General features: G+C 65.0%; 12 protein-coding genes. 5 read left to right on the plus strand and 7 right to left on the minus strand.

What is annotated here, in order from left to right:
- Positions 1–6: 6 nt before the first annotated feature.
- On the minus strand, positions 7–2,106 hold the full coding sequence (locus tag ASD75_RS21585) for an ATP-dependent helicase (protein ID WP_056747936.1): 2,100 nt from the start codon (positions 2,104–2,106) through the stop codon (positions 7–9).
- A 329-nt stretch (positions 2,107–2,435) separates the two neighbouring features.
- On the opposite strand from ASD75_RS21585, the gene ASD75_RS21590 reads away from it, so the two are divergent.
- Together ASD75_RS21590 and ASD75_RS21595 are read left to right on the plus strand one after the other, a co-directional pair.
- The gene (locus ASD75_RS21590; RefSeq protein WP_121941147.1) at positions 2,436–3,725 is read left to right on the plus strand and encodes an ABC transporter substrate-binding protein; all 1,290 of its coding nucleotides are present in this window, start codon (positions 2,436–2,438) and stop codon (positions 3,723–3,725) included.
- Positions 3,726–3,836: 111 nt separating this feature from the next.
- Complete coding sequence (locus tag ASD75_RS21595) at positions 3,837–4,790, plus strand: AEC family transporter (protein ID WP_056747938.1); 954 nt, start codon at positions 3,837–3,839, stop codon at positions 4,788–4,790.
- Positions 4,791–4,874: 84 nt separating this feature from the next.
- Here the strand turns inward: ASD75_RS21595 and ASD75_RS23825 are convergent, their stop codons facing one another.
- Positions 4,875–5,597, minus strand: a complete 723-nt coding sequence (locus tag ASD75_RS23825; protein WP_146872084.1) for a hypothetical protein — start codon at positions 5,595–5,597, stop codon at positions 4,875–4,877.
- Between the two features lie 204 nt (positions 5,598–5,801).
- Entirely contained in the window at positions 5,802–6,080 is a 279-nt protein-coding gene (locus ASD75_RS21605) for a cupin domain-containing protein (RefSeq protein ID WP_056747941.1), read from the minus strand.
- A 119-nt stretch (positions 6,081–6,199) separates the two neighbouring features.
- Between ASD75_RS21605 and ASD75_RS21610 the strand changes: the two genes are divergently transcribed.
- Positions 6,200–6,763: a midcut-by-XrtH protein gene (locus ASD75_RS21610; RefSeq protein WP_162251105.1), complete on the plus strand. Its 564-nt coding sequence runs from the start codon at positions 6,200–6,202 to the stop codon at positions 6,761–6,763.
- 6 nt (positions 6,764–6,769) lie between these two features.
- Here ASD75_RS21610 and priA read toward each other — a convergent pair whose 3' ends face one another.
- The gene (priA, locus tag ASD75_RS21615; protein ID WP_200947635.1) at positions 6,770–8,902 is read right to left on the minus strand and encodes a primosomal protein N'; all 2,133 of its coding nucleotides are present in this window, start codon (positions 8,900–8,902) and stop codon (positions 6,770–6,772) included.
- Between the two features lie 826 nt (positions 8,903–9,728).
- On the opposite strand from priA, the gene ASD75_RS21620 reads away from it, so the two are divergent.
- Positions 9,729–10,190, plus strand: coding sequence for an NADH-quinone oxidoreductase subunit B family protein (locus ASD75_RS21620; protein ID WP_369817519.1), 462 nt, complete (start codon positions 9,729–9,731; stop codon positions 10,188–10,190).
- A gap of 26 nt (positions 10,191–10,216) precedes the next feature.
- Here the strand turns inward: ASD75_RS21620 and ASD75_RS21625 are convergent, their stop codons facing one another.
- From ASD75_RS21625 to ASD75_RS21635, 3 genes are all read right to left on the minus strand, one after another.
- Positions 10,217–11,113 carry a helix-turn-helix transcriptional regulator gene (locus tag ASD75_RS21625; protein WP_235511671.1) on the minus strand — a complete coding sequence of 299 codons (897 nt, stop codon included), beginning with the start codon at positions 11,111–11,113 and terminating at the stop codon, positions 10,217–10,219.
- Positions 11,114–11,171: 58 nt separating this feature from the next.
- Positions 11,172–12,284: a uroporphyrinogen decarboxylase gene (hemE, locus tag ASD75_RS21630; RefSeq protein WP_056747952.1), complete on the minus strand. Its 1,113-nt coding sequence runs from the start codon at positions 12,282–12,284 to the stop codon at positions 11,172–11,174.
- Positions 12,285–12,385: 101 nt separating this feature from the next.
- Positions 12,386–13,969: an MFS transporter gene (locus ASD75_RS21635; protein WP_056747953.1), complete on the minus strand. Its 1,584-nt coding sequence runs from the start codon at positions 13,967–13,969 to the stop codon at positions 12,386–12,388.
- 296 nt (positions 13,970–14,265) lie between these two features.
- Here ASD75_RS21635 and ASD75_RS21640 point away from each other — a divergent pair, with 296 nt between their 5' ends.
- Entirely contained in the window at positions 14,266–14,853 is a 588-nt protein-coding gene (locus ASD75_RS21640) for a hypothetical protein (RefSeq protein WP_056747955.1), read from the plus strand.
- Positions 14,854–14,885 lie beyond the last annotated feature (32 nt).

The raw sequence follows: 14,885 nt of genomic DNA on the forward strand, positions 1-14,885 counted from the left end.
GCCCTCTCAAGCAGTGGGCGCCGGGTTGGCGGCCGCAGCCGCGTTGGCCGCCGTGGTGGCCTGGGCCTTGGCCGCAAACTCGGCGCGCAGGGCCTTGAGCTTTTCGCGCGGGTCTTCGCGGGCGGTGGTCTTGTCCAGGCCCATTTCGGCGATGAAGCGGCTCGGTTGTGCGGCCACCATTTCGCGCCCTTTTTTGCGGCGCTTGGTCCAGCTCACGGCCAGGGTGCGCTGGGCGCGGGTGATGCCCACGTACATCAGGCGGCGCTCCTCCTGCAGGCGCTGCAGCACGTCGTCGGTCACCTTCTGCTGGCGGCCTTCGTCGTCGTCCAGTTTGAAGGGCAGCATGCCCTCGGTCACGCCCACCAGCACCACATGCGGCCACTCCAGCCCCTTGCTGGCGTGCAGGGTGGAGAGCGTGACCATGTCCTGTTCCTGCTCGCGCTCGCTGATGGTGGATAGCAGCGCAATGGTCTGCGACACCTCCAGCAGGCTCTTGGTCTCCTTGGCCACCACGGCACCGGCCGTATCGTCGATCTGCCCGCCCGCGCGCTGGGCCATCCAGTCGCAGAACTCCATCACGTTGCTCCAGCGGGCGGCCGCCACTTTTTCGCTGTCTTCGTTGTCGTACAGGTGCTGCTCGTAGCCAATTTCCTTGAGCCATTCGTTCAGAAAGGCGCGGGCCTCTTCGGCGCCATGGGTGCGGCGGGCGCTGTACTCCAGGTAATTGATGTAGCGGCCAAACTCGTGCAGGCCATCCATGGCGCGCTTGGGCACAGCGGCAGGCAGCATGCCGTTGAATAGCGCGCCGAACATGCTTTGCTTGTGCTGGGTGGCGAAGGCCCCTAGCGATGCCAGCGTGGTGTGGCCGATGCCACGCTTGGGCGTGGTGATGGCGCGCAAAAACGCCGGGTCGTCGTCGTTGTTGATCCACAGCCGAAACCAGGCGCACAGGTCCTTGATTTCGGCGCGGTCAAAGAAGCTCGTGCCGCCCGAGACCTTGTAGGGAATGTTGGCCTTGCGCAGTGCCTTCTCGAACGGCTTGGCCTGGTGGTTGGCGCGGTACAGGATGGCGAAGCTCTTCCAGTCCGGCGGCGGGTTGCTGGCCGCGCGCAGGCTCTGGATGCGGGCCACGGCGCGCTCGGCTTCGTGCTCCTCGTTGTCGGCATCGACCACACGCACCGGCTCGCCCTCGCCCAGTTCGCTGAACAGCGTCTTGGGAAACAGCTTGGGGTTGGGCCCGATCACGTTGTTGGCCGCACGCAGGATGGCGCTGGTGGAGCGGTAGTTCTGCTCCAGCTTGATGACCTTGAGGTGGGGGTAGTCCACCGGCAACTTCTTGAGGTTGTCCAGCGTGGCGCCGCGCCAGCCGTAGATGGACTGGTCGTCGTCGCCCACAGCGGTGAAATGTCCCTTTTCGCCCACCAGCAGCTTGAGCAGCTCGTACTGCGTGGCGTTGGTGTCCTGGTACTCGTCCACCAGCACATGGCCCAGGGCCGCCTGCCACTTGGCCCGCACCTCCGGGAAGTCGCGCAGCAGCCGCAGCGGCATGCCGATCAGGTCGTCAAAGTCCACGCTCTGGTAGGCCGCCAGGCGCTCTTCATACCGGGCCATCAGCGTGGCGATGATGCGTTCGTTGTCGTCCGCCGCCTGGGCCAGGGCCTGTTCGGAGGTCAGGCCCATGTTCTTCCACTTGCTGATCACCCACTGCCACTGGCGCGCCGTGGCCATGTCGGTGGTGCCACCCGAGGCTTCTTTCAGGATGCCCGTCACGTCATCGGCATCGAGGATGCTGAACTGGGGCTTCAGGCCCAGCACATGGCCGTCCTCGCGCACCATGCGCACGCCCAGCGCGTGGAAGGTGCACACCAGCACATCCTTGGCGCGCCGGCCGATGAGGCCCTTGGCGCGCTCGCGCATCTCGGCGGCGGCTTTGTTGGTGAAGGTGATGGCCGCGATGCGTTTGGGGTCCATGCCCTTTTCGATCATGTGGGCGATCTTCATCGTGATCACCCGTGTCTTGCCCGAGCCCGCGCCTGCCAGCACGAGACAGGCCCCGTCGGTGTAGTGGACAGCCTGGAGCTGGGCGAGATTGAGACCGGCAGACATGGAGAGGGTGAGGGCAGGAAGGGGCGGAGGGCGGAAACCGGGCAGGGCGCGGGGCGGTGGGCGCCACGGGCGCGGGGTGCAAACCGAGGGGTGTGCCGCGCAAGGGCGCAATGATACCGGCGCGCCCCCGGCGGCTGCGGCGCGAGGGTATCGGCCGCCGCCCCATGCGCGACCATCGCCTGACAGGCTGCTGACGGGGCCGCTGCCGGACCCGCGCGCGGGCCCTGTGCTCCGGGAAACCCCGCTAGGGGCTTTGTTTTCACAATTTGATACTGGTTGGCGAGTCCTTCCCTTTGTCGGGAGGGGAGTGTTGTGAACCGAGCATCGCCATGAACCCTGCCACCCCGCCTTCCATCGCTCTGACTGCCGCCGCGCCCCGGGCGGGCCGCCGTCGGTTGCCACTGCCTGCATGGACCGCCTGGTCCGCCCTGGCGGCTGCCGGTGTGCTGGCGGGTGCGGCGTTGCTGCCACGGGTGGCGCATGCGCAGGTGGGGGGCAACGCCCCCGCGCGCATCGGCGTGGTGGGGCCGTTCACGGGGCCGTCGGCCGACTTTGGCGTGCCCATGCTCAATGGCATCAAGCTGGCGGTGGACGAGATCAATGCCGTGGGTGGCTACCTGGGCCGCCCGCTGGAGCTGGTCATCAAGGACGACAGGGCCGACCCCGATCAAGGCCGCAAGGTGTCGCAGGAACTGCTCAATGAGAAAGTGGTCGCCACCATTGGCTTTTGCAACACCGGCGTGGCGCTCAAGGCCATCGACCTGTTCCAGGACGCCAAAAGCCCGCTCATCGTGCCCTGCGCCACAGGCACGGCCGTGACGGCCAAATATCCCGCGCCCGACAGCTACATCTTCCGCGTGCAGGCGCGCGACGCGATCCAGGCGCCTTTCCTGGTGGACGACATCGTCAAACGTGGCTGGGACAAGGTCGCCATCTTTGCCGACAAGACCGGCTATGGCGAAGGCGGCTACAACGACGTGGTGGCCGCGCTGGCGGCCAAGAACCTCAAGCCCGTGCACGTGGCGCGTTTTGACCTGGGGGTGAAGGACCTCACGGCCGAGCTGACTGCGGCCCGCAACGCGGGCGCCAACGTGGTCTACAGCTACACCGTGGGGCCGGAGAACGCCACCATTGCCAACGGCAAGAAGGCGCTGGGCTGGAAGGTGCCGCAGGTGGGGCCTTGGCCGCTGTCCTTCCCGTTTTTCCTCGAAGGCGCCAAAGATGCGGCCGAGGGTGCGCTCATGGTGCAGACCTTCATCGCCGAGCCCAGCAACGAGCGCCGGGCATCGTTCCTGTCGAGCTACACCCGCAAGTACCAAGGCAAGGTGGCCGTGCCCATGGCGGCAGCCAACGCCTACGACGCCACCTATCTGTTGATGTATTCCTTCCTCGGCATCCGCGACGGCAACCTGAACGGCAAGGCCATCAAGGAATCGCTGGAGGGCAAGATGAAGACCTACTACGGCGTGGTCACCACCTACGACAAGCCCTTCAGCGCGCAGGACAAGGACGCGATCACGCGCAACATGCTGGTCATGGGCATGGTCAAGAACGGCGCGATCACCTTTGCGTACCCGGAGGATGCCAAGCGCAACCTCATCATTCAGCGCAAGCAATAACAAAAAACGGGTGCCTGCGCTCGCCACCCGCGAGCCCACCCACCTGACTTTGCGCTGACCACCCCGGGCGCCGCAGACCCTGGCTGCTGGCGCAACAAGGACAATCGGGCTGTGCTGTCCGTCCTGCTCGTCACCTTCCCCTTCTTTGCGCTCGTGCTCTGTGGCTACCTCGCCGCACGGCGCGGCGTGCTGCCGCAGCCCGCCATTCCAGGTCTCAACGCCTTCGTGCTGTACTTTGCGCTGCCGTGCATGTTGTACCGCTTTGGCGCCAGCACACCCATCCACCAACTGCTGGACCCGGCCGTGGCGGGCGTGTATGTGCTGTGTGCGCTGGTCATGGTGGGCGCCACGGTGGCGCTTACGCGCAACGCGCGCATCGGCTGGAACGACGCGGCCTTTGGTGCGCTCGTCGCAGCCTTCCCGAACACGGGCTTCATGGGTGTGCCGCTGCTGGTGGCCCTCTTGGGTGCCCAGAGCGCGGGCGCTGCCATCGTCACCATCGTGGTGGACATGGTCATCACCAGTTCACTGTGTATTGCGCTCTCGCGCCTGGATGGGGCGGGCACCCACGGCGTGGGCGTGGCGCTGAAAAGCGCTTTCAGGGGCATGGCCACCAACCCCATGCCCTGGTCGATTGCGCTGGGCGCGCTGGCGTCGGCGCTGCAGTTCAAGTTGCCGGGCCCGGTGGACAAGACCATCGCCATGCTGGCCGACGCGGCCTCGCCCGTTGCGCTGTTCACCATCGGCGCAGTGCTCGCCCGCTCGCAGATGAACCAGCACGAGCAGGTCCCTGCACGGGACTACGTGCCGGTGGCGCTGGCCAAGTTGCTGGTGCACCCGCTGCTGGTGTGGGGCGCAGGCACGGCGGCCATGGCGATGGGGGTACCGCTCACGCCCTTTGCGCTCACGGTGATGGTGCTGCTGGCGGCGCTGCCCAGCGCCAGCAACGTGTCGCTGCTGGCCGAGAAATTCGGCGCCAACAACGGGCGGGTGGCGCGCATCATCTTGGTGTCCACTGCGCTGGCGTTCTTGAGCTTCTCCGCCGCAGTGGCGCTGCTGACCTGACAGCATAAGGGGGAGTGGCTCGCAACGTATGGGGCTGACTTGTGGAGTCTCCAGCCGGGTCTTTGCCTCAAATCAGTAGGGAGTCTACTTGCGGGCCATGTGGCTGCGGTACCGCCACATGGCGGTAGCGAACAAAGCGAGTGCGAGAGTCATCAAAGCCCAGGAGGCGTTGACAGGGACTGCCGTCACCTCCTCAAGCACAAGGTCATCGTGGTAGCCAGCTGCATCGAGGGTGAAAAAGCTGCCAGTCTTCAGTGCAATGGTTACTTGGTTAGACGAGGCTGTGAAAGTGCCACTAAAAGGTTCCCACTGAAACTGAAAGACGCCATTGAGCGCAAGATTTGATACCTCGCGACGGGCTATCAACACATCCATGGGACCGGGAGCTGCGTCGATGGTTGCCGCCCCCACAGCGCCGTTGTAAGCCACAACTTCCCACCAGCTGGCGTTGCCAGCCGCGTTACCGGTCACGCCCCCAGACCACACCCCCCGAAGTCTGTACACACGACCCGGGGTAACAGCGAGAGTTTGGAAAAGGCCCCCGTGTGCATTGCCAGCACCGCTACCCTTCTTCTGGGAATGGGACGTACCGCCACTACCGAAAGGACACACGGTTGGGACCCAGATATCGCAGTCGTTGCTGTGTATCCAGGCCCCGTCCCAGAAGCCGGGCGGCGCCGCCCATGTATTCCAGCCTGCCAGCCCCGATTCAAAATTGCCATTGGCAAGGAGGTTCTGGGCGCTTGCAGAGACGCCCACCGCCATAAGAGACAACAGAATGAGTGCACGAACAATTGTTGCTGTCATGGCTTGGGCTTTCTCAATAAGGAGCGACGCAAGGCGAGAAGCAACCTCCTTGCTACAACGGAAGGCCCTCGGGATTGCATGCAGGCGCCACCGAGTGCCGTGTGAAGGCCGCAGTATTGAGGTTAGGCCCGTTGAACGCAAGTTTTTAGCGGTAGCCCGCTCGGTGCAGGCGTCTGAGGGGCCAGCCCCACTGTGGCAAAGCGCTCAGATGCCGACCTTACGGCCCGCCAGATAGCACACGCCGGTCGGTCCGTAGAACTCCGAGTGAGGTTCGTGGGCCTTCAGATGAAACACGTCGCCCTTGCGGAAGGTGTGCTCTGACCCGTTCGCGGTGCAGATGCGGATTTCCCCCGAAAGAATGAGTGCCTTGGCCTCGAAAGGATGGGTGTGCTCGTCCCAGGATCCATTGGCTTCACGCTCGACAAGGACGGGCTCAGCGAAACCTTCCTGGGCGAGAAGTTCGGTGAAGTGATCGGGGGTCATGGTTGTCTCCTGTGGACGAAAGCAATTTGCAAATGATGGCGTGCGCGTATGGCAATAACTTGCTTGCTGAGCCAATAAACCCTTGTAACAATTGTGGATTTACATTGAGGGAATTCAGAATGACGCGAGTTTTGTTGGGTGCAAGGTCTGTTGCTGCGATGGTCCTGGGATTGCTGGTGGCACAGGGGGCAGCAGCCCAATCCATGGGGAGTGTCTCCTATGCACCCTTTGCGGCCTCGAATGTGCCAACGATGTCCGAGTGGGCCCTGATCGGAATGGCGGTTGTATTGGCTGCCGTGGCCCTTTACGCGATGCGCGCGCAGAACCGGCGGGTGCTGAAGATGTGGGCTTCGGGTCTTGTAGCTTGTGGAGCCTTGTCTGCGGCCTTCTGGAATCGTCCTGCGGTTGCAGAGCCGGCGCCCGTAGAGATCGCACTGGATCAGCCGCCAGGCGGTGTTGCCAACATTCCTCACAGCACGGAGCTGTTCTTCGGGGATTTTTTCCACATCTACACCGCTCAGAATCTGACAGATCGCCCGCAGCGGGTGACGGGAGTCAGTGTGATCACCGGGTTGACATTGCTCCCACCTACAGGCTTTACGCCGGAATGTACCGTGGGTCTCGTGCTTCAGCCCAACGGTATCTGCTATGTCAAGGTGTACAACGACGGTTTGCCAGGCTGACGTAGGTCAGATCGCCAGCGGGTCCACATCCACCAGCCAGCGGATCAGCCCCTTGTGCTCCGGCTGGCTGCGCGTGGCTTGCAATATCGGCTGCCATGCCGCCAGAAAGCGCTGCAGGGTGGCGCGGCTGCTGCTTTCCATCAGCATCTGGGCGCGCTCCACATTGGCGACGCGCTGGATCGTGAGCGGCACAGGCGGGAACAGGATCACCGTGCCATCGGGCAAACCCGGCAACTGCGCGGCGTGGGCGGCGGCGGTGGCCGCAGTCAGAAAGCCCTGCGCCACCTCCTGCGTGCGCGCATCAGCCCGCACCAGCGCCTGGTACGAGAACGGGGGCATGGCGGCCTCTTCGCGCTCCTTGAGCTGTTGGGCGGCAAAAGCTTCGTAGTCGTGCTTGCGCAGTGCCTCGAACACGGCGTGCTGGGGGTGAAAACTCTGCACCCACATCTCGGGCTGCGTGCCATGCACCGCTTGGGCGGCCATGTAGGCGGCGTCGCGCCCGGCGCGGCCCGCTGCCTGCATCAGCAGTGCAAACAGCCGCTCGGCGGCGCGGAAGTCGCTGCTGAACAGTGCGCCGTCGGGCTGCACCGCAGCCACCAGCGTGATGCGCCGAAAGTCGTGCCCCTTGGCAATCATCTGCGTGCCCACCAGCACATCGACCTCGCCGGAATGCACCTGCGCCAGCTGGGCCTCCAGCGCGCCCTTGGCCTTGGTGGTGTCGGCGTCGATGCGGGCGATGCGGGCGGGCGTGCGGTCGGGCCGCAGCACCTCCCGCAGCAGCGTGCCGAGCTGCTCCTCCAGCTGCTCGGTGCCCTTGCCCATGGGGTGGATGTCGGGGCTGCCGCAGGTCGGGCAGTGAAACGGCACGCGCACCGTGTGGCCGCAGTGGTGGCAGCGCAGGGTGCGGTCGGTCTTGTGGAACACCTGGTGCGCGCTGCAGTGCGGGCAGTCGCTCTTCCAGCCGCAGTCCACGCAGTGCAGCACGGGCGCGTAGCCCCGGCGGTTCAGCAAGATCATGCTCTGCTCGCCACGCGCCACGCGTTCGGTAATGGCCTGTAGCAGCGGCGCGCTGAACACGGTGCGGCGGGGCTGCTGGTTCATGTCCACCCGGCGCACACGGGCCAGGGCACCGGCGCCAATGCGGCTGGGCATGTGCAGCCGCACGTAGCGGCCACCTTCTGGGTCTTCGGCCGTGGCCGGACGGCTGGCGTACCAGCTCTCCAGCGACGGCGTGGCGGAGCCCAGGATCACCTTAGCGCCCTGCTCGCGCCCGCGCCAGATGGCCAGGTCGCGCGCGGAATAGCGCGCGCCCTCCTGCTGCTTGTAGCTGGGGTCGTGCTCTTCATCCACCACGATGAGCTTCAGGCCGGGCAGGCTGGCGAACACCGCCATGCGTGTGCCCAGCACGATGCGCGCGCTGCCGCTGTGCGCGGCCAGCCAGCTGGCCAGGCGTTGCGGGTTGGTCATGCCGCTGTGCAGCGACGCCACGGCACCGGGGCCGAAGCGCGGAGCGAAGCGGCCTGCAAAGCGCTCTTCCAGCTGGGGCGTGAGGTTGATCTCGGGCACCATGACCAGCGCCTGGGCGGTGGGGTCGGCCTCCAGCATCTCTTGCACGCAACGCAGATACACCTCGGTCTTGCCACTGCCGGTGCTGCCAAACAGCAGGAAAGGCCCTTTTTCTGAGGAAATTCGGGCCCTGGCGCTTTCTTGTTCTGCGCTGAGTGCTATGTTTTCAATAGTGCGTGAGGTATCTCCTGCGCCCTTGGCCGGGCGCCGCAGCCGCCGTGCCAACTGCTCGGGGCGCAGGTCGCGCAGTTGCGGGGGCAGGGCCGCCAGGGCCACCTCGCCTAAGGCGCGCTGGTAGTAGCGTGCTGCAAACCCCACCAGACGGCGCCAGGACGCATCCAGGGGCGCCACGCCCTCCAGCACACCTGCAATGGGACGCAGCGTGGCGCCATCGGGCAGCTCACCGGGGGCTTCGTCGGCGTCCCACACCACGCCCAGCACCTCGCGCGTGCCCAAGGGCACACGCACCAGCGTACCCGGTGAGAGCGGGCGCTCACTGGCGTAGCTCAGAAGGTCGCCGACTCCGCTGTGCGATGGCGTCTGCAGGGCAACGTGGACGAGGGAGAGGGACATAGACACGAGCTATGGAGGAGAAATAGGCTTAGTGCGCGTTGTGGATGTGATCTGGAGCTTTGGCGGCTAAGTGCTTGATTTGCCGTGGGTGTGTGAGTAATCCCGGATTTCTGTGGATAACTTTGTTGACATCCTGTCCCGACCCCCGCCCAAGCCGCATGAATGCTGGCTGCGAACAGATTGCCCGGAAATACAGCACTCCAAAAAAATCGTTATGAATCAATCATCTGAAGAAATTTGCCCCGGATTTTTGTGCTAAGCCGATTCAGCGTCTCCATGTTGCGATGCATCACGTTTTGTGTGCATAAGTCGGACAGCAGGACTTCGTCAAGAGGACAGGTTGCCCCCTTTTTGTGCTAGTGCCGTCATCAGATGTTCATGCATTTCTTCGATTTGGGCTGCAAGTGATTGATTTGACAGGGGATTTGTAAGAAATTCAGAATTTCTGTGGATAACTTTGTTGATATCCCTTGGGTTTGCTCCGCAAGTCCTTGTCAATTCGTGCTTTGGCTGGATTGCCTGTCAAAAAAGCAGGGGATTTAACGCCATATAAATCAAGCACTTAGCGTCGTGGCGAGGTTTGTTTGCAAGTTGCCGTACGAAGTCGCGCTGGGTACGAGGATGCTCCAACTTTGTGCATAAGTGCGCTGGCGGGGACGCCGGATCTGCTGCGAAATGCCCGGGGATTGTCGCAGGGCCTGGAGTGTCTGGCGTTCTTGGTGTCACAGCGGTCCATGTCGCTTTGCTTCAAGACGGCGCGGCGACTTGTGGCGACGATGCCGCCATGGCTACTTACTCTTCTTCCCCCATGGCAGATGCGCCCACCATGGAGCGCGACGGTTTTGTGCTGGCCCGGCTGGACGAGGTGGTGCAGGCGGCACGCACCGACAGCCTGTGGTTCATGACCTTCGGGCTGGCGTGCTGCGCGGTCGAGATGATGCATGCCGCCATGGCGCGCTACGACCTGGACCGGTTTGGCATCATCCCGCGCTCCAGCCCCCGCCATAGCGACCTGATGATCGTCGCCGGCACCCTGACCAACAAGATGGCGCCCGCCATCCGCAAGGTCTACGACCAGATGCCCGAGCCGCGCTACGTGATCTCCATGGGCTCATGCGCCAACGGCGGTGGCTACTACCACTACAGCTACTCGGTGGTGCGGGGTTGTGACCGCATCGTGCCCGTGGATGTGTATGTGCCCGGCTGCCCGCCCACGGCCGAGGCGCTGCTCTACGGCATCCTACAGCTGCAGGCCAAGATCAAGCGGCCCCAGGTGATCCAGCGGTAATCAGCAGTCCCCAGCGGGCGGTGGCTTCAACTGCGCCGCAGCAGCCAGTCCGCATCGTCGCCCGGCCGCCGGGTGTGGGCCTTCAGCGCTGCGGGGGGCTTTTCGAACAGGGCGCGCGCCTCGCGGCTGAAATGCGCCTGGTCGGCGTAGCCATGGCGCAGCGCGGCATCGAGGGCACCGGCGTTGCCGTCGCGCATGGCCAGCAGGGCATGTTCGGCGCGCAGCATGCGTTCGATCTCGCCAGGCCGCAGGCCCGCCAGCTGCCGGGTGCGGCGCTGCAGGTGCCGGGGCGTCCAGTCCAGCGCAGAGGCCAGGGCCTGGCGTGCGCCGCGCTGCCAAGCCTGGTGCAACACCTGCAACCAGGCAGCATGCCGGTCGGCCACGGCCGCCCAGCGTGGGGTGAGGAAGTCCACGCACAGCGCCTGGCGCACCCCATGGTCGCGCGCCGCGTGGACGGCCGCGAGGAAAGGGTGCCAGGCTGCGGGCAGCCAGGTCGTTGCGTCCGTGACCCGGTCGGTCAGCGGCGCCAGGTCCTGCCCGGTCAGCAGCCCGAGCGCGCCGGGCTGGAACGCCAGGCAGAACGAATCGCCATCGTGCGAGGAGACCGAGTGGTACGGATGGCGGTGGGCGCCCGAGAGTGTGATGGCCGGCATGGCCGGCATGGCCGGCATGGCCGCTGCGGCGGTCGCGCCCGCACATTCCACGAGCTGGGCCGTGCCCCGCGTGAGCCAGATGATGCCGGGGTAGGGGCTGGGCGGCACGCGCGTGTCCGTCGGGGTGTTGGGCGGCTGGCGGCCCAGGTCGCGCCAGAAAAAGGCGCGCACGCAGTCCGCGAGCGCGCCGGGTGGGGCTTGCAGGGCCGAGGCGGGCAGCGCCTGCGGGCCGGTGGGTGGCTCCGCTGGCGGCGGTACGGGCTGTTCCATTGCCATCACCTGGTCCCTGGGCGGTGTGCCGGGCGGTTTGGATGGCTCGCCCGGGGTGTCAGCCCTGGCGCTGCGCGCGCGAGTGGCTGTGCACAGCCTCCACCAATGCCGCCACATGCTCGGGCGGGGTGAACTGGCTGATGCCGTGGCCCAGGTTGAAGATATGCGTGGGGCCGGTGGTGTTGCGGTCGGTGTGGGGCTTGCCAAAGCTGTCGAGCACGGCATGCACCTGGGTGACGATCTGCGCGGGCGGCGCAAACAGCACGTTGGGGTCGATGTTGCCCTGCAGCGCCTTGCCGGGGCCGCCCACCTGGCCGCCGACGATGGCGCGTGCCTTGCCCAGGTTGGCCGTCCAGTCCAGGCCCAGCACCTCGCAGTCGATGTCCTTCATGTCCTCCAGCCAGATGCCGCCGCCTTTGGTGAAGACGATGCGCGGCACATCGGTGCCATCCACGCCGGTGCGCTTGAGCTGTGCCAGCACGCGCTTGGTGTAAGCCAGGCTGAACTCCTGGAAGGCACCGTCGGCCAGCACGCCGCCCCAGCTGTCAAAAATCATCACAGCCTGTGCGCCCGCGTCGATCTGGGCGTTGAGGTATGCGGCCACGCTGTCGGCATTGATGGCCAGGATGCGGTGCATCAGGTCGGGGCGGGCGTACATCAGGCTCTTGACCAGGCGGTAGTCGTCCGATCCCTTGCCCTCGACCATGTAGCAGGCCAGTGTCCAGGGGCTGCCCGAGAAGCCGATCAAAGGAACACGCCCATTGAGCGCCTTGCGGATGCTGGTGACGGCGTCGAACACGTAGCGCAGCTTGTCCATGTCGGGCACGGCCAGCTCGGCCACGGCCGCTTCGTCGCGCACCACCTTGGCAAGGCGCGGGCCTTCACCCTCGGCAAAGGACAGGCCCAGGCCCATGGCGTCGGGCACGGTCAGGATGTCACTGAACAGGATGGCGGCGTCGAGTGGGAAACGCTCCAGCGGCTGCAAGGTCACTTCGGTGGCGTACTGGACATTGGTAGCCAGGCCCATGAAGCTGCCCGCCTGGGCGCGCGTGGCCTTGTACTCCGGCAGATAGCGCCCCGCCTGGCGCATGAGCCACAAGGGCGTGTAGTCGGTGGCCTGGCGGCGGCAGGCACGCAGGAAGGTGTCGTTGGCAAGGGGGGCGAAGGTCATGGTGCGATTGTCGCAGGCAGACCGCGGGTGTCGGTACCCGATCCGGCTGCGAAAATTGACGCGCATCAAGCCGGAACCACGGTGGATCGGCTCAAGGGCGTTTATCGCTCTGCGATGTAGTGAGACATGCGAACCACCTCGCCCGGCGCCAAGAACGCCCGCACCTCGGTCTCCAGCGCCTGGTCGGCCATGGTGGCGCGGGCGCGCTGGTGCAAGTAGTCGGCCCAGGACTCGACGATGAAGCGCTCGACATAGCGCGACGGCTCGCCCAGGTCCTTGTAGATGCGCCAGAAGGTGGCGCCATCGCGGCGGCGTGGGGCCTTCATGCGGCTGATGGTGTCGAGGAAGGCGGTATCGGTGCCGGGGGCGATGCGGTAGCCCACTTCCACGGCCACGGGCCCCGCTTCGGGCAGGGGCTCGGCCTCGATGAAGAGTTCGTCCCAGGGCGTGGCCTGGGTCACCTCGTGCAGCGCGCCCATGCGCAGCGGCATGGGGCGGGCCAGCAGCAGGCCCGCGCCCATCAGCGCGGCGGCCACACACAGAGTGGGCATGAGTCCGATCAGGTCCGAGGACGCGCCCCAGAAAGCCGAGCCCATCGCAAACGCGCCCAGCGCCGCCACCATGTGCATGGCCACGGCGCGCGAGCGCACCCACTGCGGGGCGCTGGCTTGGGTGGCGGTGTTGAAGGTGGACATGGCCGACATCCAGGCAGCGCCCGCGAACAGCATGGCGATGTAGACCACCCAGGCGATGTGCGTCAGCGCCGCCACCAGCATGGCCACCGCAAACACCACACCACCGGCGCCGACGATGGCCTCGAGCCCAAAACGCGCGCGCAGCCGCCCCAGCACCAGGCCGACCGCCACGGCGCCCGTGCCCAGGCAGCCCATGAGCAGACCAAAACCCTGTGCACCTGTGCCGAGCTGGCGCTGCGCAATCACCGGCAGCAGCGCCCACAGGGCCGAGCCCGCTGCGCTGAAGGCCATCACGCGCACGAGTTGCGCGAGGATCATGCGCGAGTGCCAGGCAAAGCGCAGGCCGCTCAGGGTGCCGCCCCACAGGCGTTCGGCGGGCAGCTTGGAGGGCGGGTGCGCCTTGGGCGGCCAGCGGCGGATGGACTCCCACATCACCAGCGTGGTGGTCACCGTGACGGCAAAGACCCAGCCCGCGCCCAGCTGCGCAAACACCAGGCCCGCCATCGTGGGCCCCACAGCGCGCGCGGCGTTGTAGGCAATGCTCACGGCGGTGATGGCCTGGGGCCATTCGTCGCGTGGTACGGGGTCGATGACCGACGAGTTCCAAGCGGGTGTGAGCACTGCCGTGCAGCAGCCGCAGATGAACACCAGAAGCAGCACCGACGCCGGGCCACTCCAGCCCCCCAGCGTCAGCAGCGTGAGCAAGGCGCACGCCCCGGCCTGCGCCAGCAGTGCGCCCGATATCAACCGGCGCCGGTCGGTGGTGTCCGCCAGCACGCCGGCAGGGAGTGCCAGCAAAAACATGGGCATGAACACCGCCGTCTGCACCAGAGCAGCCAGGAACGACGAACCCGTGAGTTCCACCATGAGCCAGGCCGCCGCCATGCTCTGCATGCCACTGCCCACAAAAAAGATGCCGCCGCAAATCCACAGGCCCCTGAACGCGGGTTGGCGCAAGGGGCTCCACAACGATGTCGAGGGAGATGGCATGGGCTTTGGAGGTATTGACGTACTTCAAGGAGGCGCAATCAGGAGTGCCTCAATCCGGAGCATTGTGAAGGACGTCGCGCAGACTGTCTCAATGTGCGTTTCGCAGGCTAAGGCGCTGGACAACCCCACACAAGGCCGCAGGGCATAAGGCGAAATACACAGATTTGGGTAGACATTTGTATCTGTTCTGTTATTTTTCGCTGCATACGTAACGCCATGTACGGCTTCGCCCTCGAGTGGATGTGGAGAACGGTACGCACAATGGCACACCAGTTTTTTAAAGGAGAGGAGAGGGTATGTTGAAAAAATGCTTGATTGTTGGCAGTTTTTTGCTGGCTGCTGGCGTCGCACAAGCTGATTTGAAGAACATCAGCTCTGGTGGCGTGCACTCCGCAACCAACTTGGATGCTGTTGCTTGCACCATCGTTGGCACTGACGGTGTGCTGTATCGGGGGACAAAGATTCTTTACGTATTTGCGGAGTCGATTGGCAATGGTCGCGATCCCATGTTGAAAGTCAGCTCGCTCAAATACAACCTCGTGGTGCAAAACGATGACTGGGAGGAGTCTTATTACGTCAATGGCTCAGAAAAAGCCCCGGTGCCGGCTTCGTTGTACGCCAGCTACCTGCGTACGCCCAAGCGTGCCACAGATGCAGCAGTGATTTATTTCGCAGACCCTGGTGAACCCGTTTGTGCGTCCACCAAGGAATACGCGAACAACAGCAACCTTTACCAAGTCCAGATATCCATCACCGATGTGACCTCGGGTGTGATTGCCTCGGGCGTGCGGTCTTCGCCCAAGGACGCCGCAATTGACCCCAATGGAATGCTACGGTCCGATTTGGATCGTCTACTTGAGGTGTACTCGACTACCGAAAAGTGAGGGGTGGCCATGAGGCACGAGCCTGGTGTTGG

The sequence above is a fragment of the Acidovorax sp. Root568 genome (assembly GCF_001427445.1).
Classification (GTDB): Bacteria; Pseudomonadota; Gammaproteobacteria; order Burkholderiales; family Burkholderiaceae_C; genus Acidovorax; species Acidovorax delafieldii.